Origin of the sequence: Bradyrhizobium sp. 155 (assembly GCF_023101105.1) — a bacterium.
In the GTDB taxonomy this organism is placed as follows: domain Bacteria; phylum Pseudomonadota; class Alphaproteobacteria; order Rhizobiales; family Xanthobacteraceae; genus Bradyrhizobium; species Bradyrhizobium canariense_D.
This window is the reverse complement of sequence record NZ_CP064704.1, coordinates 6,348,696-6,372,037: the sequence shown is the minus strand read 5'-3', so window position 1 is coordinate 6,372,037 and position 23,342 is coordinate 6,348,696. Positions and strand designations below refer to the sequence as shown.

The following is a 23,342-nucleotide window of genomic DNA, read 5'->3' as shown; positions in this document are numbered from 1 at the left end:
TTCGATGCAACGCCGCACGCGGAGTTTCTGTACGAATGCGTGCAGAGGACCATCGAACAGGATCTTCCGAAGGAAATCCGGTTCTTGCGGAGCTTCGATACATTCCGAGCGGGCGTCGAAAATATGATGGACTTGCCGGAGCGCACCCTCAACAATCTCTTTTTCTTGCAACAGAATGAAGGGCGACTCTCAAAGCGCGCCCGTGACAACGAATTCTCCCAATTAACGCCAGACGAAGTCGCGAAGATTGAGGAGCTTTATCGAACGGCCTTCTCGAACGACACCGGAACAGCGAGCTAAGCCTGTATCATCTTCATTGGATCATAGCCTGGATGTCGAATCAGAATCCTCGTCGGCGGCCGCCACAGAATATGATCCAAAGGCTCGCCGGGTGCGTGAGTTTTGATCCTAGACGAGACCGACGAGATGGTCGATTCCCTCATCGTATTTTCCGACTACTCGTCGATCGTGCTCCAGAGCGAAAGCGATGAGTTCGAGAAGCTCTGCGCATTGCCGCCCCCTGACGTTCTATCCGATGAGGTGCAGGCTCAGACAGTCGAAGAAATCGACCGGCATCAGGCGCATGGCGGCGGATGGTCCGCGCGTCCCGAACAGATGAAGACCCAGATCGCCGAAACGGAAGCAAGCATTGTGGCCTTTGCTGAACAAGCGAAGTCTGGGGAGACATTCGCGGAGCGCGTGAAGGACGGATTGGTCGCTCACAGGCCAAAGAGCGTTGATCAATGAGCGTTCCGCTCTGAACCGCGAGCTTCCAAGTCGACAGGTCGGGTATCGTCGATCGATCTGTGGAGCAGGGTTGCTCCCATGAGACCAGCCAAGCTGGCGACCGGCATTGAACAGGCCGATGCCGGATGCGCGGTTGCGGTCATTGAGGTTGCTGAAGCGATGAGGGTGATCGACAGGAAAACGAAATGACCGATGCCCCGTACGCAGGAGCATCGGTAGGACACGGATAGGTCGGCGCCGGAGGGCGATACGGGAGCTGGTGTCGGTGCTGGTGCGGCCTATTGGGGTCCACCCGTATACTTGTCAACCGTCGACATGAGCGGCTTCGGGGTCGACAGATTGAACATCAGCCCGAACCGACCATCGGGACCAGTCTTGTCCGGCTCGTCGATCAGCTCGTAGAGATCAATCCACTCGATGAACGAATACTGAGAGAACCTCGCCAGCATCGCATCCAGGTTTGAGTTGCAGGCCGACATCGACGCCGACGTCGAGGTGTTGACGAACGTTGAGTCGTAGATCTCGGCGCCATTCATCTCATTGATGGCGACTGGAACGCCGTAGCTCGACAGCTTTGTGAACAGGTTGAAATTGGGACGAACTCCGCCCCAGTAGTTCGTCGGGTTCACGCCGGCATGCTCGTAATAGTGATAGCCGAGCACATCGACCTTGACGCCATTCGCCTTCATGAAGTCGATGTAGCCGAACATCGTCGATGTGGTGCCGACGATGCGCCGAAGGTTTCTGCCGGTGTCGCGGCGTACCTGCTCGATCGCGTCCGACATTCCCCGCAAGAGATTGGCGAAGTCGACCATCGACGGATATGCAGCGAACTCGGCAGAGGTCCATCCCTTGCCGAACAACGGAGAGCCGTTGGCATCACGGACGGTCAGATTGATCTCGTTACCAAGTTCCCAGTCGCCGACTGAAGATGCGAACTGGCGAACAAACGCCAGGGTCCGATTGTAGCCCTGGGAGTAGATCGCAGCAGCGTCGCCGGCAGGATACTTGCCGGCATCGGTCTTGTCGCCCCACATTAGCGGAAGCGCCAGAACAGGTTCAAGAGTGACGCCATAGTTGGCGGCAAGGCCCACGATCGAGGTGAAGCGCGTCGCTGCCCATGGATCAGTGTCAGCCGCCAGAGGAATGGTCAGGCGGTATCGCTTGAGCTTATGTGCGGCGAGCGTCTTGAAGACGTCCTCGTCATTGATCTGGCGGTACGCCCCGGAGGCGAACATGGAGTGGCCATTGACGCCGATTTGAACTGTCAATTCTGTTCCTTGATTGCGCGAGAAAAGAAGAGGATGCCGTTTGCAGCAGATCTGATTTCGGGCGCGGCGGGGTAAAGGAGGAGAAACCCCGCCGCAGTCGGGCCGCAGCAGTCGGCCGGCGCTCTGTGCCGCCGCTCTCTGTTCTGTACTGCGACTATGGTTGTATTTTGGCCTACTCTCCCCTGAGGGAGTGGACTCCGCAGACGTCCGAGACTGAAGGGAGCGGCGCGCGCCAAGCCGGGGCTTCCGTTTATTGGCGCCAGCATTGGGAGCCTCGGCCAAGTGAGGTAGCTCCGTTGTCTCAATCCCTTGTGATCGCCCCAGTTGAGCTTCTGATCGCTCCCCTCGCCGCATGAGTGGGCGAAGTCAATGAATTCACAAGTCCGAGAGAGGATGCCCGTGAAAACGCTTCAGGAATCCACTCTTGCCATCGCCATCGTGGCAAGCACACTTGCGATCGCGGTGCCAGCGTGTGCAAATTCCGCACCTTCGGAGTAACCGGAGCGCCGTTCCGGCTCAAAGCTGTCGAACCAGGGGGAACCCTCATGATTTCCGGCCATCGGAAGGCGGTCGCGCTCTTTTTCCTCCTATGCAGCGACCGGGGACGGCACGCGTCTCGTCAGCTTCGCGTGGACCGCTCTGCCCCGTTTGCGGCACCACCTCTCAATGGCGCGCCGCCTCAAAGCGGGATACCCCAAAAGGTCGTCTGGCCAGGTCGCGGATGCGCTTAGCGGCCGGCCGTCGATCTCGCTGCGGCGTGCCTGTCAGTGACTTCTTTCGCGACTGAGCAACGCCGATTTCCGTGCACACCGCTGGGCAACGGCTGGGACGGCCCATCGGCGGCCCGGCACGATCGAGGTCGACGTCAACTACATGTACCGCACGCCGTTCTTCGGGACGTCGCTAATGAATTCCGTTCCTCTGGGCGGCTACACCGCGAAGAAAATCCCAGTCGTGGATCTGCGCGAGATCGCAGCCGGACAAAGCGTCGCGATGGCCGCGCGCTGCGCATTGCGCGATCTCTACGACGCATGGCGCCTGCTGCACGTCCGCGGGCTGGATTGGAAACAGGTCAAGCTCGCTACGCTCGCGATCGGGGCGGCCACACGGGACCTGAACTGGCGGACGGCCTCGCTGGACGGATATAGCTACGACGCCAACGAACTCCGCGGAAAATTGCTAACCGTCGTGAAGAGCGACATGTTCGACAAGGACGGCCGCCCGGAAGCCTGGCGCGAGCTCGTGCTGGCCGAATGGCAAGAACGACTGGCGCCCTTGTTCGAACATGATCGCGGCGAGATGTCGTTCCTTGATGCTCTCTTGGAAGAGGGACGGATCGACGTCAGCAGTCTCCAAGGCGATGCCGCCGTCAAGCACGCGATAGAGAACTTCCCCGCGCTGCAAGGAAGGCTTTGAACATCAGGAATCACAACGCCGGTCTTCCGCGCTTGTGGGCAGGCTCCGACGTTACGCCAGAGGGAGAGTAGAATTTCTCCTTATTTGTCACACCAGGACGAAACGGGAGGGCAGGAGAACGGCGGCGGATGCCCGCTTTCAGCCGTCAGCGGGTTCGTGCACCGTTAAACCGAGACGCCCCGCGTGATCGAGCAGATGCTCGACCGACGAGGCCGCCCATTGCCAGCCGCCGCCCGGCGTCCGCTCCCGCATTGTCTCGAGCTGTGCCGCGATCGCCCGCAGACTGAGGTCCGGATCGGAAATGGCAATGCCGGCGAACGAGTGTCATCAATCGATCCTCCGGCTGTCGTCGCTGCGCGCGCTGGACAAGTTCAGGCTTCGCGAGGCCTTCCCGCACAGCGATGCATGGTCGAGCAGCGAGGCGTTGAGTTCCTCCAGGTTTTTGAAGCGGAGCCTCGGCGTGAAGAAGCGCTCGCGCACAGCCCGACCTGGTTCTCGACCTGGCCCTTCTCCCAGCCCGACGCCGGCGTGCAGGCCACCGGCTCGACAAGATAGAAATCCGGATCAGCGTCAGCCGTTCCGGCGACGGCTTCGTCGCATTGGTCGCCAAAAGCCGCTCAAGCTCATCGCGCCATGCACCCAGCCGAGGCAACGGCTGATGCTTGCGCACGTAGCGGAACTCCGTTTGCCCCGAACGCAGGGACCTTGCGGACCACCTCCCGAGAGACCTTCAATTCCCGGCAGATCTGCTTGATCGATTTGAACCAGCGAAAGCCGGCGCATCTTTGCAATCGGCTTCACAACCAACATCCAAAACAAATGCCTCCGATGAAACCGGAAGCAGTGTCACGCCCTTGCGTTAAGGGGGGCCCGTTTGGATGAAAACGACCCCTCAAGCAGGGTCCTTATTCCATGAAAAATCACACTGCGGTCCTATTGAGCGACGAAACGGCAGGTCATGCCGGATGCCGAGCACCGCGCACAGGGGCTTCAACAATAGGGCCGAGAATTGCCATGTGCCGCTGCGAAAGCGGGAGCGGACGATGCAGGGCTTCCGTTCGCCGGGGAAGCCTGCAGCGCTTCGTCTCGATATTCTCAACCTTCCGTAATCTCTTCGTCCAAGCCAGCTCCCGCTCCTTAGATAAGGTGACAGCGCCTGATCGCAGGCCCAGGCGGCCTGACCTGCGGCCTTCGCCGGCCGGTGTAGGCCGCAGCCCGATTCATTAACGCTTGAGCCAGGTCTCGGATTTTCTTTATCGGTCCGGGAGAACGCCTTCGTCAGCCAATCGTCAGCCAGGCGGTGTATCTAGGCCTGCCGCGCCTCATCAGCCTGAACCCAATGCAAACGCAGGAGCTGCGAATCATCATGTATGGTCGAATTGGTGCCTCGTTCGATGTCCTCTACAGCGGCGAAGCTGACGAAGCGAATCAGTCGGGAGCCACCGGGCAAACGGATGTAGGAAGCCAAAGATTCGCGAACATGTTTGCCCGGATGCATTTGGCCGGAGTGGTTCTACCGACAATTCATCTTCGCGTGGGTGGACGAAGAACGGTCCCGGTGAATGGCAGCGCGCAATCAAACCTCCACTCTGTCTCTGAAAAACTGAGGATAGCGAGTGCGGCGTGATGCGATCGCGTGCCAGTCTCGGCCGATCTTGGGCTGCTGGCGTGTACTTTGGCCAGGAGTAGGCCGCGCCGTCTCGGGTCCGGGCTGACCATGACGGTTGACGAAAACATGCCGCAGGTTCCTCAGACCTCATGCCATGCGCCATCTGGGCGATTGCACTTATGGGCCAAAGCCTTGATGCACCATGGTTGAGCGACATCAGCCCGCAACATCATAAGCAGCGATTCTCCCCTTTTATCAGAGATGGAATATGACGGGCATTGGCCGATCTGGCAGATCGCGCATTGGGGATGCTGGAGCCGGATCGAGCAGTTCACGCTCGCACTCAAGCCTAGCCCCTGGGGAAGGCAGTCAATCGTTCGATTCCGTCGTGGAGCGGATGCGCTCTGGGCCCCAAGATAGAGGGACGCCCTCCGCTAGCATGGCGCGCGGTGCCGACGATGCCCTTGGCGACAGGTCTTCCGGTCCCTCCGTTGGCCCAGATCGAATCCTAGGCGCTGCGGCACGGGCAGCCGCTGCGCCACGTGCAGCCACTGCACGGCGGCGCGGCTTTCCCTCAGTGTCGGAGGGTGGAGACACGACGCCGGTCACCAGCCAGCCGCCAACTTCGGGTGTGGCAGTCTCCATTTCCTCGTCAGAGGAAGAAATCAACGCAACAAGGCGGCACATGGATCGCCTGGTTGAGGAACTTGACGCTTGCCGTAATGCGGCCATGCACGCCCAGAACTCGGAGGAGGCGCAAGAGCTGAGCGATCGGTTCATCAAAGCAGGTTCGGCAGTTCTGGAGTACTACGCGAGGCTGCGCCCGGCCGTGGCGCGGAGCATTCTGTCGGACGCTGAGGTCCGTCGATACCGCTATGCCGTGCTCGATGCGGCCCACCAATGCAACGCACTGGCCTCATCGACTATCGCCGCCTTGCAAGACCGCAGAAAGAATTCGGCAGACCTGTTGCAGCGGATTTTCGAATCCAACGCTACCCCCGACCAGCTGAGCCGAGTGGCTTCCAGTGTGGCGAAGGAGCACGCGGCTTGCGTGGAGTGGTGGGGAAAGAAGCTGTTGCGCTCGGAACGGATGGTGTCCGTCTGCGAGGCCACCGCCAACTTGCCAAGCACGACGCCCGAGATGCGGAAGCCCGAAGAGGCCGCACTACGCCTGAATACCGGCTTGGTACTTCATGCGCGGTACATGCGTCTGCAATCGCGGATTGCGCTCACGCAGCTTATGATTGAGTCTCAGGCGAGCACGTTTGAACCGGCCGTGAGGGACGCCCTCATGGGTGAGAACGGGGGGGTGCATCTGCTCGGGACCTTTGTCCAGGATGTTTATCCGGCATTCCTCTCGACGGAGGAAGCCGTTCTGCACAACGACGGAGCGGCACTCGACGCAGAGCACTGCACCGTTCTGGAAGGAGTCATGGAACGGCTTTCGGAATTTGCGTTGGCGTTGCACGACGACATCCTTGCCAAGCTAAGCGATAACCGAACAGGTGCCAGCCTCCCATTCGAACTGTTGGGCCAGATCGTAGACGACGCACGGATCACTGCGCACGAGGTCATGCACTTCCTGGCACTGCAGCTGAAAACGTCAGCCATCATTGCATCCCCGGCCGACGCTGGCGCTACGGTACCGGCCGACACTGCCGGCAAGGCAGCGGCGGCCAAAGGCACCGCTGCGCGCAGGGAGGGGAAAGGCAACCGCAAGCCGGCTGCTGATGCCGCGAGTTCGGCCGGGCGGCCCGAGCCGCAAGTCGCCGCGGGCGACAGCGACACCGCGCCAGCGGACAAGGTTCTCGTGCGCTCGGATCTAGGTACGAAGAAGCTTGTGAGCGCCAAGGAGGCGCATGCGAGTGCGTCGTCGGCGGCGGCACACTCGGCGGTCTGGCAGGCCCCGGCATCGACGGAGGCGTTGGCGCCACTGGTCAAGCGGTCGGACGAACTATTGCAGTTCGATCTGGCTGGTCAGCAAAGGACCGTCTCGCAAGCGCGCCAGATGAAGCCCGAGGACGCCGATCACGTAGTGGGCATCGTGGTCGAGCGCCTGCAGACGCAGCCCGCCGAGATGCAGGCCTGTCTGGACCCGCTGGAAGAGCCTGGTCGACGCGGCCTGCTCACGCCTGCGCATGTGCACGAAGTGCACGAGAAAACAGTCCGGCTCAAGATGAAGTTGTCCGAGGCGCAGGGACTGGCGAAGGCGGCGAACGCGGAATCAAGTCTTGCCCCTGGGGAAGGCAGCCAATCGTTCGATTCCGTCGAGCGGATGCACTCTGGGCCTCAAGATAGAAGGACGTCCTTCGCTCGCATTGCGCGCGGTGCCGATGATGCCCTTGGCGACAGATCTTCCGGATCCTCCGTTGGCGCACATCGGATCCTGGGTGCTGCGCCACGTGAAGCCACTGCGCGACGGTGCGGTTTTCCCCCATTGCCGGAGGGTGGAGCGCCAGGTCGAGAAGAAACTTCTTTAGGTTCTGATGGCAAACCCTGGCTCGGCAATAAAGGATCCAGAAGCTGGCAACCAGACACGGTGCCACCCCACAGGCAAACGGAGACCGACCCGGGTGCAGGACCGGGAAGGCGGCGTTTCGTCCATGTAGCCGAACAGAGCTTCAAGCGTGGATACTCGGAACTACTTAATAACGCTTTACATGACATTTCCTTCGCTGGCGACATCACTAAATTCTCATGCGCTGTGGTGGAGTATGACAGGAAGCTGCAGGGTCGAGCGGACCACGCAACATTCCTGCAAAAGGCCGCTTCCGAGTTCAAACGCGAATTTGTCCCAAGATGGGAACAAGATATCCGCGCCCGGAATACATGGGGGTACGCCACCTCATGCAACACGATGAGCCGGGAGGCTGGAGGTCAGGCAGGCGTGGAAGCTTGCAGGGCCATGGCAGCTCAGGTGTCGAGCCTCGGCAATGCACTATACGACGTCGAAAGCAAAACGCTTTCCCTATTCGTATTGTCGTTCAGTCGATATCCCGGGGTGGCGGAATGTCGCAATGGAATGATCCGAATCGCCAGATTTTTTCGTGAGCAACGCGGAGCACTTTCGGAGCTCAACGCTCAAAGTCTCGCCCTGCTGGTCAACGGCTTCAGCAAGTGCCCGGAACAGGAGAACTCTCGTGAGGCCACAATAGCAGTTGCCGCTGAGATTCGCCGCCGCGCTCCCGGGCTCTCTGATTTTGGTCCGCAGAGCCTGGCTATCGTGGTGAACGGTTTGAGCAAGTGGCCGGAAGACGCGGAGTGTCACGGTGCTATAAGGGCAATTGCCAGCGAGGTCCGTCACCGCGCGGGCCGCCGCGATGTCTGGCTCTCTGACTTTGGTCCGCAGAACTTGGCTACCGTGGTGAACGGTTTGAGCAAGTGGCCGGAAGAGGCGGAGTGTCGCGGTGCAATGAGGGCAATCGCCGTCGAGGTCCGTCGCCGCGCGGGTCGCCGCGATGTCTGGCTCGCTGATTTTGATCCACAGGCGTTGGCCAACCTGGTGAACGGCTTCAGCAAGTGGCCGCAGGACTGTCGAGATGCTATAGTTCAAATCGCCGCCGAGGTCCGTTACCGCGCGGGCCGCCGCGATGTCGGGCTCTCTGATTTTGATCCACAGGCGTTGTCGAACTTGGTAAACGGCTTCAGCAAGTGGCCGCAGGACTGCCGAGACGCTATAGTTCAAATCGCCGACGAGGTCGTCCATCACCGCGGCGACCGGCTCTCCAATTTTACTCCCCAGCACTTGTCGAACCTCGTGAACGGCTTCAGCAGGTGGCCCGAGGGGGCGAAGTGCAACGACGCTATACTTGCAATCGCCGACGAGGTTCGTCGCCGCGCTGGCCGAGCGGACCGGCTCTCCAGTTTTACTCCCCGGCACTTGTCGAGCTTGGTGAACGGCTTCAGCAGGTGGCCGGAAAGGACAGACTGCTGCAGCGCTATAATTGAAATAGCCGACGAGGTCCGTCGCCGCGCCGACCGGCTGTCTGGGTTTGATCCGCAGGGTCTGGCGAACCTGGTGAACGGTTTCAGCAAGTGGCCTGATGTGACGGGCTGTGGCGACGCCACGCTGGCGATCGCCGGTGAGGTCTGTCGCCGCGCCGACCGGCTATCTGGGTTTGATCCGCAGGGTTTGGCGAACCTGGTGAACGGTTTCAGCAAGTGGCCTGACGAGACGGGCTGTGGCGAAGCCACGCTGGCGATCGCCGGTGAGGTCTGTCGCCGCGCCGACCGGCTTTCTGAGTTTGATCCGCAGGGTCTGGCGAACCTGGTGAACGGTTTCAGCAAGTGGCCACAAGAGGAGAACTCACGTCACGCCACCGCTGTGATCGCCGGTGAGGTGCTTCGCCGCGCCGACCGGCTCTCCGATTTTACCTCTCAGCACCTGGCGAATCTGGTGAACGGCTTTAGCAAGTACCCACAAGAGGAGAACTCACGTCAGGCCACCGTTGTAATCGCCCATGAGGTCCTTCGCGCCGACCGGCTGTCTGATTTCACTCCGCAGGGTCTAGCGAACCTGGTGAACGGTTTCAGCAAGTGGCTGCAAGAGCAGGACGCTCGCCAAGCCACAGTCGCGATTGCCAACGAGGTCTCTCGCCGTGACAACCGGCTCTCTGATTTTACTCCGCGGGAACTGGCGATCCTGGTGAACGGCTTTAGCAAGTGGCCGGAAGAGGCGGTGTGCCATGGGGCGATAATCGACATAGCGGGCAAACTCGGCTCGGGAGACCTCCGATTCGGAGCGTTCACCACAACTCAGCTCAGCATGATAGCCAATGCTCTCGGGCGAGGTGTCACGAGGGGAGAGGGCACTGGAGAGATCATAGAGACCGCTCTGCTGAAGAATCGGCTGCACGGTATGGCCCACTACCTTCACTATGCCAGTGATCGCCTGGAGCAGACCCAGGTTCTGAACATCGCCATGATTTTCAAAGCGCTGGCTAAGGCTCAATTGTTTGACGATCTCGGTTTGCTCGCACCCACGGGGTTAGACCGGCTGACGGAACTGCATCGTGCCCCTGGCTTTGCCGCTGAGAACGACCTCGAAACCATGGGTACTCTCTGCGTCGCTCTCCTGCCGCTGGCGCGCAGCCCGCACCTGCGCTGGCACCGGAGGCGGGCTTTAAACTTGCTGAACGACATTCAACCGATCGTCGAGCACAAGATCGAGGGGCATCTCAAAGCAAGCGATGCCGAGCGAGCCCGAGGGCCGTACTCGAGCCGTTGCCCCGCCTTGTCGATCTATCAAACGCTCAAGGCCCGTGCGGTTTTCGCGGCATTGTTCCGCCGGCCCTATGTCGAAGGCAAGAAGTCCGATTTGCGGGTGAGGCAGGAAGAGCTGCAGCGCAAGACTAAGGAGATTTTGGACAAAACGGGCGGCCTCGTCGAAGGCGATCTTTCCAACATGAGCTGGAACCTGATGGCGGAGATCGCGGCGGAGAGTCCGGTCGATGCGCTGGACACGTTCTTGGCGCAGAATGCGGCGACGGTCCAGGCCCAACATCCAGCGTCCGTGTTCGACGTCCATCAGGTGTTGCGAACCATGGCCCACGAGCCCAGACCTCCGCAGGGTGACGCGGGACTTATGCAGTTGTCAGTGGTGGACATGCAGGGCCGGCCAGTGGCCACGGAGCCCGAGACACGCTATTCGATTTTTCATCGCCTGACCTCGGGGGTTTTGCCCGTCGTCGCGGTCCAGCTGCCAGGAAAGCCGAGCGCGTTCATGCTGGCGCGTACGATCACCGTCCAGGGTGTGCCATACCGCATGGACCTGTTCGGCGGAAGCAAGTTAAAGCCGCCCAAAAAGCCCGTGTCGCAGATCGCCGGCCGCCTTCCAGGTGTGGCGAGGGCAGAGTCCTCCGGGGGAAAGCTGCTGGCGATTCCGTATGCCGAAACGGCGCCGGGCACAGCGTTCGAGCAGCTGTCACGTGCCTGGGCCCCTTTCAAAGAGGCATACTATTACACTCAGCGCAGGGGTTTTGCCGCGCCGCCGGCAATCAAGGACCTAGGTCCTCGGGACTACGCGCTGGAGGGCGCCTTCAAACTGTCGCTGCTGCCGGACCGTCCTGCCAGCGAGGAGCATCCCTTCAAGCTGACTGGGCCAGAAGGCCCGATCGCCTTGCGGCCGCATGATGGTTGCGGTTTTATCAAGGCCTCGCTGGCCAACCGTATGCCAGCTGTAAATCGCGCCCGCCGACAGGAAGGTCCTGATCGGGTGCCTGCCTTTGCTGAGGGAAGAAGAATGTCCGTTCCCGCATCGGCGCTGCAACACTATCCCCGAAGCGAGCCGGTGACCGATGAGGCGCGGGAGAAGGCCAAAACCTGGCTCGAGAGCAGACAAGGGCGAGAGTTGACGTCTGAAGAGTTGTTTCGCACCGTGACGGCCGGACACATCGACGGTCCCGGCGCGGTTGCCGTACCGTCCAGCGATGACTGTCTCCATGTGCCGACGCTCAAGAGCGAGACGTTGATGGGGGCGAGCGGCGTGCTGATCGGGCGCTCGCCCTACGACAAGCCCAATCTGCGCCCGTTTGCCGCCGAGCGAGTCAAGTCGGCCGTTGAGGGGGACCCGACCGCTGTGTTCCTCGAAAACTGCACAGCCATCCAATACAGCTTCAATGTCGCGCAGAAGTCGGGGAAGGAACTGGCGGGCGACGATCCGACTTTTTTTGCCAAAGGCATTCTGATGGTTGTGCCGGATAAGATGTGGCCGGCCGGCTACGCCGACCGTGGGCTGGTGTTGTCTGCCGAGGACGTCAAATGCCATTCGAGCTGGACCTCGAGCAAGGACCGCGCCAAGGTGGACACGCCGCTCGAGTGCGTCGGCATCCTGCAGGCTACCGAGGTGTTCGCTCCGGGCTCGTTGGTTGCCGTCCCGATCGGTGAACAGAAAAAACTTGACGGAGACTTCGACGGGGACACCGTCGTCATCGTCGGCGACCGGCCGCAGCTTTATGAGCATGTGCGCCAGTTCGATCGCAAGGAGCAAGCTCTCGGACTTCCGTCGCTGAAGCCGCCAAAGTCGCATACCCCGGCGCTTGAGGGCGACAATTACCAGTTCGGTCGCGCCCGCCAGATCCTCGCCGCCACGCAGGATGTCCTGGGAACCTATAGCTGCCTGCAGCGAAACTTTCTGGCTCAATCCCATGAAGCACAACGCTGGTTTGCCGAGCGTGCTGTCTTTGGCACCTATGAGGGCGTTCACCACGAGCTCAGGCGAGAGATCCGTCAGCTGTTGGGCCAGGAAGAGGTGAGTAGCCAAGATATCCAGAACACGTTTGCGAGAGCGAGGAGCGAGATTGAGGTCGCCAAACATCTGGTTGCTCGCGAAATGGCCGAGTTGCTCGTCGACGACCTAGCGGCATGGGCAGTGAAGCCGAATGAGCAACCCCTGCCCGAAACAATCGAAAGCTCGAACGCCGCAAACCCGAGCCTCAGCGCAAGGCTCTGCAACCTTTTCCCGGATCTGGCGGAGACCTATCCGGCAACGCCTCAGCCACGAGACCGCATCCAGCTTTTACTCGACCACTATCCTCCTCGCATCGATCCCCGCCCGGATGGTTACAATGCGGACGACCTCGTAAAAAGCGCAAACAACTTGCTGAGCCTCGGCATCAAGGTCGGCACCGACGCCTATAAATCCGATACTGGCGCCAACCTCTTTTTCCAGAAGAGCAGTCATCTTCAGCGGCTCCTCTACGAGACGCCGGGCCTGAAGTCCGTGCCCTACGTCAAGGGCGTGGCGGCGACCCTCGCCCGCGGAAGGTTTGATGTCGATGCGACCTTGGAGGATCTGAGGGACAATCCCACTCTGGCGGCTTCAATCATGGAGACCTCGATAAAACTCGCTGCGGAGCAGGGCATTTTGCGCAAACCGTCCGGCCTCCGGCCAGCCGCCGACGATGCTGACATGATCACGCTGACCCGCGAGCAGGCCTCAGAACGCGCCCAAAATGAGGCTGGCCGAGCTATAGCCGAAGAGAGGAAAATCACCGCAGCGGCACGCGAGGTTGCCGGAATCCTTGCGCAAGCCGGCATCGAGGTGAAGATGCCCCATCTGGAGCGCCGCTTGAAATCGCATGCCTCCATGACAGATCAGCTCACCGGCATGAGCATCCCACCCAGCAGCGCCCCACAGCTCTTCAGCAACGCGGTACGCCACGTCTTAGAAATTCCTGACAAGGATTTTACACGTGCCTTCAAGAAAGCCATGCTGGCCTTCGAGGAGCGGGACTACACCGAACGCCAGACAACCAACTGGTTCAGAATGCGCAGTCCGACTTTCGTCGGCATCAAGACAGTGCTCACCACGGCGGACTCTTATCGCTTCGAAGTGGAGTTCCACACGCCAGGCAGCTATCAAGCCAAGCTTGCCAATCACGACAGCTATAAAATTCTCGGCAGGCTGCGGCGGCAATCAAGGGAGGATGCTTTGGAGCAAGCTGAGGCCGAGAAACTGGTGCAGCGGACGAGAGAGGTTTGCACAGGGATTGCGATCCCCGACGGCGCCCTGGGCATACCCCACTGGGGAGCCGAAGGAGATCGTAAGGACGGTGCCGCTGCGGCATTTGGATTGCGAGCTTTCGATGAATCAAGAATGCCCGAGATCGCCAGGTCAACGGAGGCAAGAGAGATTATCGCGGCGACTTGTTCACACCGCGCAAAACCAGGGTGAGCCGCAGCTCCCCCGTGCGGTTCTTGACCGGAATGGTATCGCCGATGTGCGGAAGCGAACAGAACAGCCATTTTGCCTGTGAGTAAGCTCGCGCTCGCTTGGCCCTTCTAAGGTTCAAGCGCCTCCAGCGGCCTCGGCCTCCACGACCCCAAAAGTCCCCATGGCCGAGGCCGTCTTTAAGGCTACCGGTGGCCCCATGTCGCCGATGGACCCTTCGACATTCAAATGGAAAGTTCCGAACCTCGGCGCCGAGCCGGCCACAGACGCCTCAAACGAACCGCGGCTCGATGTCCGACAGCCGAAACGAACGCTATGGCTGCACCAGTCCTCTCCGGCCGCCTTAAGGAAGCTCTGCAAGTCGTAGGAAGTTTGCGAACAGTACGTCCCCTTGTGGGGTGAGTATCGACTCTGGATGGAACTGCACGCCATATGTTGGTTGATCGCGATGGGCAAGGGCCATGAGTTCCGCATCATCCGAGCGTGCTGTCACCGTCAGGTGACGGGCAGATGAAGGATCCAATTCGACGATAAGCGAATGGTAGCGCCCCACACGAAGTGGAGACGGTAGTTCTTTGAAAAGCCCGCCGCCTTCATGTGTGACATACGAGGACCGACCGTGCATAGGACGACGGGTGCGCGTTACGCGTGCGCCGAACACCGTCCCAATGCACTGGTGTCCGAGACAAATCCCGAGAATTGGCACCTGACCCGAAAGTTCACGAACGACGGCTATCGATATTCCAGCCTCAATTGGAGTGCACGGACCGGGGGAGATGACAACCGCGCGGGGCCTGAGGTCAGCAAGTTCGCTCACGTCCATCGCGTCGTTCCGGACGACACGTGTTGCTGCACCAAGCTTGCGAAAATATCGCGCAATGTTGAAGACGAAAGAGTCGTAGTTGTCGATAATGACAATCAAGATGCACCGGCGTCTTCAGCAATGAATGCGTGAAAAATGCGCTCTGCCTTTGCAAGGCTCTCCTCATATTCGGCGGCCGGATCGGACATTGCTGTTATCCCGGCCTGCATGGAAGACGGCCTGGCCGTCGCCGATCGTTACGGTGCGAATGGCAATATTTACATCCATATGTCCATTGAATCCAATGTAGCCTATGGCCCCGCAATACACCTCTCGCGCCACACGCTCGATATCCAAAATAATTTCCATCGAGCGTACCTTGGGAGCTCCGGTAACAGAGCCGCCGGGAAAGCAGGCCCTAAGTAGGCCTACGGCATCCTCTCCGTGTGCTAGCTCACCCGTAACGACGGACACGAGATGGTGCAGTGAGGCATAGGACTCGAGATTGCATAAGGACGGGACGTGGACTGATTCCGGCGTGCAAACGCGCGAGAGATCATTGCGCAGGAGGTCGAGGATCATGGTGTTCTCGGCGCGGTCTTTCTCCGAATGTACCAGCGTCTCAGCGCGACGCCGGCCTTCCTCGCAATCAGCAGAACGCGCCACCGTCCCCTTGATAGGTCGCGTTTCGACCTGTCGCCCGTCAAACTTTAGGAAACGCTCGGGCGAGCTCGATGCAATGGTGAGCTTGCCATACCGAAGAAGGGCGGCAAAGGGAGCCGGATTCATTTTCCGCAGCTGACAATAGAAGGCTATCGGATCGAACGAGTTCGCCAGGCGAGCGCTGAAGCGCTGCGCAATGTTGACCTGGAAGGCGTCACCCGACAGAATGAGATCAATCACGCGCTGTACCGCCGCGATGTATCCCTGGCGACTGAAGTTTGAATGCCATGAGCCGGCCTCGCCTGGTTTAAAATCAGGAGGAGGGGCTGAGACTGTAAGCAGCCCAGCAAATCCTTCGGCTCTTTGGCGAGCTCTCTCACGCCGGCGAACTGGATCCTGCTCCGGCCACCCGGTAGAAAGGATCCAGCATCTATCATGGCGATGATCGAAGCTTATCACGACGTCGTAAAGATGTAGGAGTGCCTGAGGCAAGCGATGCCCCCGATGGTCGGCACCGGCAATCGCTCCAGCGTCCTGTTCAGCTCGTATCCAAAAAAGCCGGCGGCGCCGCCCTGGAATGCCCGGAGATCGGCGCGATGTATTTGCGGATAGTTGGCTAGCAGAGCGCGAAGTGCCGCCCACGGATCGCCCACAATGGACCCTCCGTTGCAAATACCTCTCCCGTCCGCGATGATGTAAGTGCTGAAGGGATCGCACGTCACATACGAGTACTGCCGAGCACCGCGTGTCTCGATGCGCTATCCAGGAACGTGAGGTGCCTCCGATGCGCGAGGCGTCGCATGGCTGTGACGGGCTCAATCCACTGCAGTTCCAATACATGCATTAGTCTGTCGCTCAGCGATACATGGCCGATTGTAATCCCGTCCGGCGAAGGCGTGCTTCATGGGCACTCAAAAACCCCTACTTGCCTGCCAGGTTAATTACGCCCGCGGGTAGGGCCTGCCAAATGGCTCCGCATCTGTTGACATGCTGTAATCGGCCGCGAGACGTAGCTCTCGGAGCGGTCTTACCTGCCGGATCGACTCCTGGTGAAGCTCGTGCGCCTTATAGGCTACGAGTTCGACTTCATCGTCGAATTCACCGTAGACGATCACGTCAATTTCGTTGCCAGGCCGGTCACTCTTGCGGTTGCGAGCGACCTCAAGCCGGCGCGCGTGCGGGATTTTGGCGAGTACGGAAAGGCCGTCGACTATTTTGTCGACATGCGCCTTATCTTTTGCGGTGAAGAATACGATGTGTCGAATCATAGATGACCGTCGGTAATCGCGAACTGCGGTTTGACTTCGCCCAAAGCGACAGATGCCTCATCGCAAAGTCTGCAAGCCTCGGGCAGCCGTTCAGATGCCACTGCACGGCAGGCGCCCTGCACCATCGCGGTGGCGGGTGTTTAGCTCGCTGTTCTTCCTCCGCTATTACACAAGGTAGACAATCTCTGAGACGAAATTCTGCATCGAAGTAAGGAACCGCCTGATCATAGTCGCTAGGACAACTTCAGTAGATGCTTCCGTCGACGGTCATTAGCTTCGCGCGGATCTCGTGCATGAAACGGTCTCACTTGCAGGATCGGCGCATAAGAACTGCAGCAAAATGCGCTGCTTCGTTGAATACAGGCTGGGTCACCAAACAGAAGGGGCAAGGCCGCCGCCAGCCCCTGAAGCGATGACATCGACGCGTGACTTCAAGGTTGATTCCGCTCTTCGGCTGATCACCGCAGAGAGATGATCGTGAAACGACTTTCAATCGCGGAACGTGGCGATAGTCTTAGCCATACATATCGCCTGGGAGGAGCTTATCGTTTCGGCGCTGCTCGTCGCGAAGTAACGAAGAAGGGTAGTACCTGGTGCACACGCTTGCCTGGAGGCGCTTCCAACGCGCAGCTGCATCGCGCCGGAAGGCTGCGCTGCCTTCCGGAAAGTCGCTGAAATGCTGCTCCGCCTTCGCCAAGTTTTGGGAAAAATGGCGGCCCGAGGTGCCGCGGTTCTGATCGAGCACTCCTAGACGGCCTTCACTTGGACCGCGTTGCTGGCATGCGCGTGAGAGCCCAACGCGCTGGTACATCGGTGGATGCGATTGCCCAGGGAAGCGCGGCTGCCATTTGCTTGACATCAATACAAGTAATTCGATGGTCTATCCTTAAGCAAAGCCTAGCGGAGGCAAGACATGCGCTATCTGCTGTTTGTCGCTGCTAGCACTTCCCATGCCACTTGGCTTTGTCTCGCCTTCGGGCGTACGTCCTGCGACCCGCTTGGCAGGACGCTCTTGTCTGCAAGGACGTATCTGGGGGATCCTGGCAATTGCCAGTTCTCGTTCGGGGACGGACGCCTATTGCGGTATCGACCCGACATACGCATTGGCGCGGCGGGTAGAACGATCGCGCTGACAACCAGTACAAGACGCCACGAAAAGACGCACAAGGGAAATGCGGGGTGTTGTTACGAAATCGTGTCTTCGACGAATAGTAGTGGCCTTTGAACGTGTGCAGCAGAAGCTGCTGACCTCGCAATGGCGGCCGCCGCTTAGATTGCGATCGCACTACTGCGCCTTAACCCCGCTTAGCCCTTTTTGCATCGCATGACTTGGCTGGCCGTGTCAAACTGTCGAGTCTTCGATGGCCTGACGCTTGGGTTGCCACGGCTGCTGCGAATTGAGCAGCAAGCCGACGGCAAGCGCACCGGCGCCTCAGGTCAGCGACGCCTCTAAGCGGCTCGCCTGACACGTCTGTACGGTCGGGTTATCCACACGCCATCGAATTAGCGGCGGCAGACGCGCGTCTGCATAGCTTTCACGATCTGCTGCGCTGGAAAGCACTCCCATGCTTGCATTTGACGAAGGCGCGGCGGTCACTCCGAGCTCGTTTGAAGGATTTCACCGCGGAATACGCGCAACGCAATTTTCGGCCGACAGGCAGGGGTTCATCGAACTAATCGATCGCGATATGCCGCTACAACAGAGGGTGAGCGCGAGGCCTGTTTCGGGAGCTGGAAAGTGCCAAGTATCCCGGGGAAGGGATTGGAGCAGGGCATGGTACGCAATTTCTATCAGCTCTGTATGGGGAAGTATGCCGCAGGTGTGAGCGGCAACAAATCCTCTGGCTGCAGTTGAACTTGATGAGGCTCAGAAAAGAACTCGCTCCGGTAGAGTATTGCCTCCCTGGGCAGAGCCAGCCAGTCCGACATGCAAGAGATGCGGTTAAGACAACGCCGCAGGCAAATTGCCAGAATGATCACATCGGCGCGCCCTGAGGCCCAGCGTGACGCAACGCGCTTCCAAATGACAATTTGAATCTGGGAGTTCTTGCTTGATGGTCGCGCGACCATTGGAGTTTTTATGCACGCGCCTGCTACTTTGGAGGCGTATGTTTCCCTTTCATGGTTGACGAGTTTTCACTCGTCCGCCATAGAAAAAGGGTGGTCCCCCGGGATGCGCGCAATACTCAACTGCTTCGGTCGCAAGAATCGGATTACCGTTCGCCTAGCATATTCGGTGACGCGGGGACTTCGGGAGGGCGGTGGCTTCAAAATCGTAGGCGAGACAGGTGAGATTAAATTGTATCGCTTAGAGCTGCGAAATCGACCTGAGGCCATCTGACGGAACGGATCGAAAATGAGCCACGCTTCGGAAGTATCAGTTGAGCGGATCACGATTCCAATCCTGCAGCGGTGGAAGCAGGAGCGGCGGCGTGTCGCCATGACCACCGCCTACGATGCGGTTACTGCAGGCATCGCTGACCCCATCGTCGACATCATTCTTGTCGGCGACAGTGTTGGCAATGTCTGCCTCGGATTCGACAACACGTTGCCTGTCAGCGTGGCGATGATGAATCATCATCTCGAGGCTGTTGCGCGCACAAGGCCCCGTGCCCTGCTCGTGGCCGATATGCCGTTTCTTAGCTTTCACCTCAGTCCGGAGGAGACGATACGCAACGCCGGAGGATTCCTGCAGCGAGGTGCAGATGCAGTGAAACTCGAGGGCGGGGCCAAGCGCGTGGAAATGGTGCGCGCCCTGGTCGATTGCGAAATTCCCGTCATGGGCCATCTCGGCCTCACCCCGCAGAGCGTCAATATCATGGGCGGATTCAAGGTGCAGGGCCGGAAAGCCGATGACGCTTTGCGGCTGCTTGATGACGCTCACCGTCTGCAGGAGGCCGGATGCTTCGCGTTGGTGCTTGAAGGCATTCCGGCCGAGCTCGCCCAGCGAGCGACCGAATCGCTGTCGATACCAACTATTGGAATAGGCGCGGGTCCCGGGTGCTCGGGCCAAGTGCTCGTATTCCATGACGTGCTGGGGCTGACCGAAGGTCGTCGGGCCAAATTCGTTCGGGCCTATGCAGATGGTTTTCAGCTGTTGCAGGAGGCGCTGTCGCGCTGGGCTACCGATGTCCGCAGTGGAGCGTTCCCGGCGCCGCAAGAGTCCTATCGGCTTCCTGAAAGCCTGGGTAACATCATCGCAAACTGGGCTCCTCCTAAGACAACCTGATGTAGGTGCTACGATGCAGACGATTACGACGGTCGCTGAGCTTCGTCGTGAACTCGCGAAGGCTTGCAGCGCGGGCAAACGCGTCGGGCTCGTGCCGACAATGGGCTATTTGCACGAGGGCCATCTGGCTCTGGTCAAGGCGAGCCGAGCGCAATGCGACGTCACCGTCGTTAGCATCTTCGTCAATCCGACTCAGTTCGGACCAAACGAGGATCTCAGCAGCTATCCTCGCGATTTCCTGCGCGATGAAAAATTGTGCCGCGATGCCGGTGTTGCGATTGTCTTCGCACCGGGTGCACGGGAAGTCTATCCGGCTCAATTCGAGACCTTCGTCGAACCGGGCGAATTGGCGAAGCCACTATGCGGGGCTTTTAGGCCTGGGCATTTTCGCGGCGTCGCAACCGTGGTATGCAAGCTGTTCAACATGGTGCGTCCGGACGTCGTGTTTTTCGGGCAAAAGGATTTTCAGCAATGCGCGGTCGTGCGTCGCATGGCAACTGATCTCAATCTTCCGATCGAGATCGTCACCGTGCCAACCGTTCGGGAACCGGACGGGCTCGCGATGAGCAGTCGCAATCGCAATCTGAGCGAGGAAGAACGTCGGCGAGCCGTTGCCATCAGTCGTGGGCTGTTCGCCGCGGCGGATGAGTTCCGCTCAGGAGTGCGCGAGGTGGATAAGCTGATTGCGATCGCGGAGCGGCATCTTGAGACCGTTGATCGGCTGCAATACCTTGAACTTGTCGATGGTGATACGCTCAAGCGCGCCGCGAGTCCGCTGCGGCTTCCGGCGGCGCTCTGTGCCGCAGCCTACGTCGGTTCGACCCGGCTGATCGACAACGTACTGCTCGCGTTGCCAACTCTGTAGCGCAATTCAGAACCAGATCGACAAACTGTGTTCTTCTTATCCGTTTCGGCGGTCGTCGGTGTAACCCTGGAAGTTCCGACGCGGCCGCCCCTCGCGCTTCGCCTCGGCAAGATTTCTAGCCGGGGTAGATCGAAGTGGTCGAAACTAATGCGCACGTAGCCCGCGTCGACCGGGGGCTTGCGCAATCAATTCCGACTGAAGATGACGCACGACTGTCTGGGGCAGCGCGTATTCGCCGATCTTGCACTGATCCTTCTTGAAGGAGAGAATATGCGCGTAACGGAACACCGACACGCGATCCGGACGGAGTTCGATGCATTTGGCGCACCGGATCTAGCACTACAGTTGCAATTTTCGGGTGGTTCTGAATCTCTGGGCCACCATCATTCGGGATTTGATGATTGGTGGAGCGTCGGTCGAAGATGCGCGACGCTGTGGGCTTCTTTGTTGCGGCAGACCAAGCAACGGATTCGTCCGCTGTTTACGCGGAGCGGGTCGCGATCTCGGCGGGGCAGCTTTCTCAATGGACTGTTGGGCAACGAGCGCATCCCTCCGCACACGGACAAGAATCAATGCCGGTCCATATGCACAGCCAATTGGATGAAGAAGTCGTCAATGGCGTGCCGTGAGGGGGGCGTTGACAAAGACCGTGAGTCTAGCAGGCACATAAGCCTCTGCGTGCCTTCCATGATCAACTCGGCGTCTACACCGCGATGTCGGTTGCCACAAGCTATGGCAGACTACGCAAGCCCAGAGTAACAGGGTTGCAAACCCATCGCCTCGCATTGAGACCGATTGCGATCGGCTGATGGAGTTTCGTCTCGTTGTCAGCTTTGCGGCTGAGCCATGTTGACTTGTCGCGGATATGACTACGGAAGGCGAGGCCGCGTTGGCGCGCTGAAGGGCGTCACCAAATCGTAATACGCGCTCTCGAGGCGCACTCGGGTGCTTCGTGCTCCTTCCGTGCGCGACCGCGCTCACCAATTCAGCAAGTAACAAGCTTGTTGAGAGCCCCCGACGCTCCATGCCTAGCCGGCACAGTTGTCCGATCGTATCGAGGCCGGATCGAGGGGTCACGTGCGTTTTCGCGGTGGCATCGTATTTGCAATCAAAAATGTCGTCGCGGATCGAACTAGAGTGACGATCGACGCGATCCGATATCACGCGCTGAACCGTCCGGCATGGCGGATTGCGCCAACAAACGATGTCCTCTCGACCGCCGAACCTGCGCACTCTCTGTCGCTCGGGAGCCCGTCGCTGGTACAGCGCCCGCAGGTCGTCTATCAATATAGGGTCCCTGTCATGGCGTCTGCTGGTCAACCATCCTCTCGCTTAGCAACGCGTCTTGCATTCTTCGTTCCCGGGTTTGGCTTCGGGGCCTGGGCCCCGCTCATACCATTTGCGAAAGACCGGCTGGCGGCCGATGACGGCGTACTTGGCCTACTACTGCTCTGCCTGGGTGCTGGATCCATCATCGCGATGCTTCTGACCAGTGTTTTGAGCGCCCGCTACGGCGTCAGGCTGATCATTCTTGTGGGTGGGCTTAGTCTCGCGATCGTCCTGCCGTGCCTCACGACAGCTAGCAAGTTGGCGCTCGGCGCCGCGCTATTCGCCTTAGGCGCCTCAATAGGTTCGATTAGCGTGGCGGCGAACATTCATGCGATGGAGGTGGAGCGCACGGCGGAGTGCCCGCTGATGTCCAGCTTCCACGCTCAATTCAGCATCGGGGGACTTGTGGGGTCTGCAGCCATGACCGCTTTTCTCTCGCTGCAGATTGACGCATTTGTTTCGGCTGTGGTCTGCTCGGGATTGATAGTGATCGCGATCATGCTGGCGTGGCCGCGATTGGTACCAACGGCGCAGGCGGACCAGGGACCGTCGTTCGTTCTGCCGCGTTCCATCGTGCTCCTTCTAGCCGTGATTGCGGCGATCGCCTTCCTTATCGAAGGCGCGATGCTCGATTGGGCTGCCTTGTTGGTCGTCGGCGCTGGTCTTGCTCCAAAGACGCAGGGCGGCTTAGCGTATGTACTGTTCTCCATAGCCATGACGGTGGGACGCCTTGCTGGCGACGCCGTCGTCGAACGCGCGGGGGACCGCGCGACACTTATGTTCGGAAGTCTACTGGCCTTGGCAGGTTTCGGAGCTCTGCTGGCGGCACCGGCGGCCGTCATCGCCATGATCGGCTTGCTGCTCATTGGTCTTGGCCTATCGAATGTCGCCCGATTCTGTTCCGGCGCGCCGGCACCCAGGAGGCGATGCCCGTTGGTCCGGCGATTGCCGCCATCATGACGGTGGGTTATGCCGGAATTCTCATTGGGCCAGCTGGTATCGGCTTACTGGCCAAGTACGTGGGACTGCCGGCCGCATTTGGGGTCCTAGCCGGGCTCATGTGCCTCGTCGTGCTCTTGGCGCCGATCGCGACGGCGAACACACGGTGAATGCGTTTGAAACGTGAAAGAGCGGCACCCGCGCGCAAGAGAAGCTCCGATCGTGTCTTGTCTCTGATCGAGACGGCAATGAGTTGGCTAGCTGATATCTGCCTGGCGCCGATGATCGCTTACTTTTTGCTGGTCACAAAGCGGTGCGCTTCTCCGGAAGTGCTTCAGGCCCGGCGATTGGTGGTCCGCGTTCTTACAGAGATCTGCCTTCATGCCTATGATAGGTCGCTTGATGCGCTTGCTGTTCGCCCAATCGTTTCATCCCAGGCTTCTATGCCTATGCGAATCCGCGCTTTCGGCTGTTCGCAAGCTCGAGCGTTCAACCCGATTGCCCAAAGCGGACGTTCGCCGAGCAGGCGTTGA

10 protein-coding genes and 4 pseudogenes are annotated in these 23,342 nt (G+C 59.6%); 9 read left to right on the top strand and 5 right to left on the bottom strand.

All coding sequences use genetic code 11. The features are described from left to right. Window positions 1-39 precede the first annotated feature (39 nt). Together IVA93_RS30635 and IVA93_RS30630 are read left to right on the top strand one after the other, a co-directional pair. A complete protein-coding gene (locus tag IVA93_RS30635) occupies window positions 40-300 on the top strand; it encodes a hypothetical protein (RefSeq protein WP_245288554.1) in 261 nt (86 codons plus the stop codon). Between the two features lie 126 nt (window positions 301-426). Further along, window positions 427-747, top strand: a complete 321-nt coding sequence (locus tag IVA93_RS30630; protein ID WP_157643128.1) for a hypothetical protein — start codon at window positions 427-429, stop codon at window positions 745-747. Between the two features lie 278 nt (window positions 748-1,025). On the opposite strand, the gene IVA93_RS30625 is transcribed toward IVA93_RS30630, so the two are convergent. Next, a complete protein-coding gene (locus IVA93_RS30625) occupies window positions 1,026-2,018 on the bottom strand; it encodes a hypothetical protein (RefSeq protein WP_247363776.1) in 993 nt (330 codons plus the stop codon). Between the two features lie 954 nt (window positions 2,019-2,972). Here IVA93_RS30625 and IVA93_RS30620 point away from each other — a divergent pair. Beyond that, window positions 2,973-3,434, top strand: coding sequence for a hypothetical protein (locus tag IVA93_RS30620; protein ID WP_345946784.1), 462 nt, complete (start codon window positions 2,973-2,975; stop codon window positions 3,432-3,434). 408 nt (window positions 3,435-3,842) lie between these two features. Here the strand turns inward: IVA93_RS30620 and IVA93_RS30610 are convergent. After that, window positions 3,843-4,244 (bottom strand): annotated as a pseudogene (locus IVA93_RS30610) (IS21 family transposase); the annotation flags it as partial. A 130-nt stretch (window positions 4,245-4,374) separates the two neighbouring features. On the opposite strand from IVA93_RS30610, the pseudogene IVA93_RS30605 reads away from it, so the two are divergent. Both IVA93_RS30605 and xopAD read left to right on the top strand, forming a co-directional pair. Further along, a pseudogene (locus IVA93_RS30605) lies at window positions 4,375-4,553 on the top strand (DDE-type integrase/transposase/recombinase); the annotation flags it as partial. A 758-nt stretch (window positions 4,554-5,311) separates the two neighbouring features. After that, on the top strand, window positions 5,312-13,717 hold the full coding sequence (gene xopAD / locus IVA93_RS30600; protein ID WP_346771675.1) for a XopAD/skwp family type III secretion system effector: 8,406 nt from the start codon (window positions 5,312-5,314) through the stop codon (window positions 13,715-13,717). Window positions 13,718-14,057: 340 nt separating this feature from the next. Here the strand turns inward: xopAD and IVA93_RS30595 are convergent, their stop codons facing one another. From IVA93_RS30595 to IVA93_RS30585, 3 genes and pseudogenes are all read right to left on the bottom strand, one after another. Continuing rightward, complete coding sequence (locus tag IVA93_RS30595; protein WP_247789316.1) at window positions 14,058-14,636, bottom strand: anthranilate synthase component II; 579 nt, start codon at window positions 14,634-14,636, stop codon at window positions 14,058-14,060. After that, window positions 14,633-16,023 (bottom strand): annotated as a pseudogene (gene pabB, locus IVA93_RS30590) (aminodeoxychorismate synthase component I). Before pabB ends, IVA93_RS30595 begins: the two are co-directional and overlap by 4 nt. Window positions 16,024-16,120: 97 nt before the next feature. Beyond that, on the bottom strand, window positions 16,121-16,447 hold the full coding sequence (locus IVA93_RS30585) for a Dabb family protein (protein WP_247363774.1): 327 nt from the start codon (window positions 16,445-16,447) through the stop codon (window positions 16,121-16,123). Between the two features lie 2,356 nt (window positions 16,448-18,803). Between IVA93_RS30585 and panB the strand changes: the two genes are divergently transcribed. The 4 genes and pseudogenes from panB (at window position 18,804) to IVA93_RS30565 (ending at window position 22,979) form a co-directional block, all read left to right on the top strand. Next, window positions 18,804-19,676, top strand: coding sequence for a 3-methyl-2-oxobutanoate hydroxymethyltransferase (gene panB / locus IVA93_RS30580; protein ID WP_247363773.1), 873 nt, complete (start codon window positions 18,804-18,806; stop codon window positions 19,674-19,676). A gap of 13 nt (window positions 19,677-19,689) precedes the next feature. Continuing rightward, window positions 19,690-20,541 (top strand): pantoate--beta-alanine ligase, encoded by an 852-nt coding sequence (gene panC, locus IVA93_RS30575; RefSeq protein ID WP_247363772.1) that lies wholly within the window; start codon window positions 19,690-19,692, stop codon window positions 20,539-20,541. A 422-nt stretch (window positions 20,542-20,963) separates the two neighbouring features. Next, window positions 20,964-21,170: a hypothetical protein gene (locus tag IVA93_RS30570; RefSeq protein ID WP_247363771.1), complete on the top strand. Its 207-nt coding sequence runs from the start codon at window positions 20,964-20,966 to the stop codon at window positions 21,168-21,170. A 673-nt stretch (window positions 21,171-21,843) separates the two neighbouring features. Next, a pseudogene (locus IVA93_RS30565) lies at window positions 21,844-22,979 on the top strand (MFS transporter). The last annotated feature ends 363 nt before the right edge of the window (window positions 22,980-23,342 follow it).

Excerpts from the sequence above, each read along its gene's own strand:
- IVA93_RS30630 (WP_157643128.1), top strand. The coding sequence starts at position 427 with ATGGTCGATTCCCTCATCGTATTTTCCGACTACTCGTCGATCGTGCTC.
- xopAD (WP_346771675.1), top strand. The coding sequence starts at position 5,312 with ATGACGGGCATTGGCCGATCTGGCAGATCGCGCATTGGGGATGCTGGA.
- IVA93_RS30585 (WP_247363774.1), bottom strand. The coding sequence starts at position 16,447 with ATGATTCGACACATCGTATTCTTCACCGCAAAAGATAAGGCGCATGTC.
- panB (WP_247363773.1), top strand. The coding sequence starts at position 18,804 with ATGAGCCACGCTTCGGAAGTATCAGTTGAGCGGATCACGATTCCAATC.
- panC (WP_247363772.1), top strand. The coding sequence starts at position 19,690 with ATGCAGACGATTACGACGGTCGCTGAGCTTCGTCGTGAACTCGCGAAG.
- IVA93_RS30570 (WP_247363771.1), top strand. The coding sequence starts at position 20,964 with ATGCGCGACGCTGTGGGCTTCTTTGTTGCGGCAGACCAAGCAACGGAT.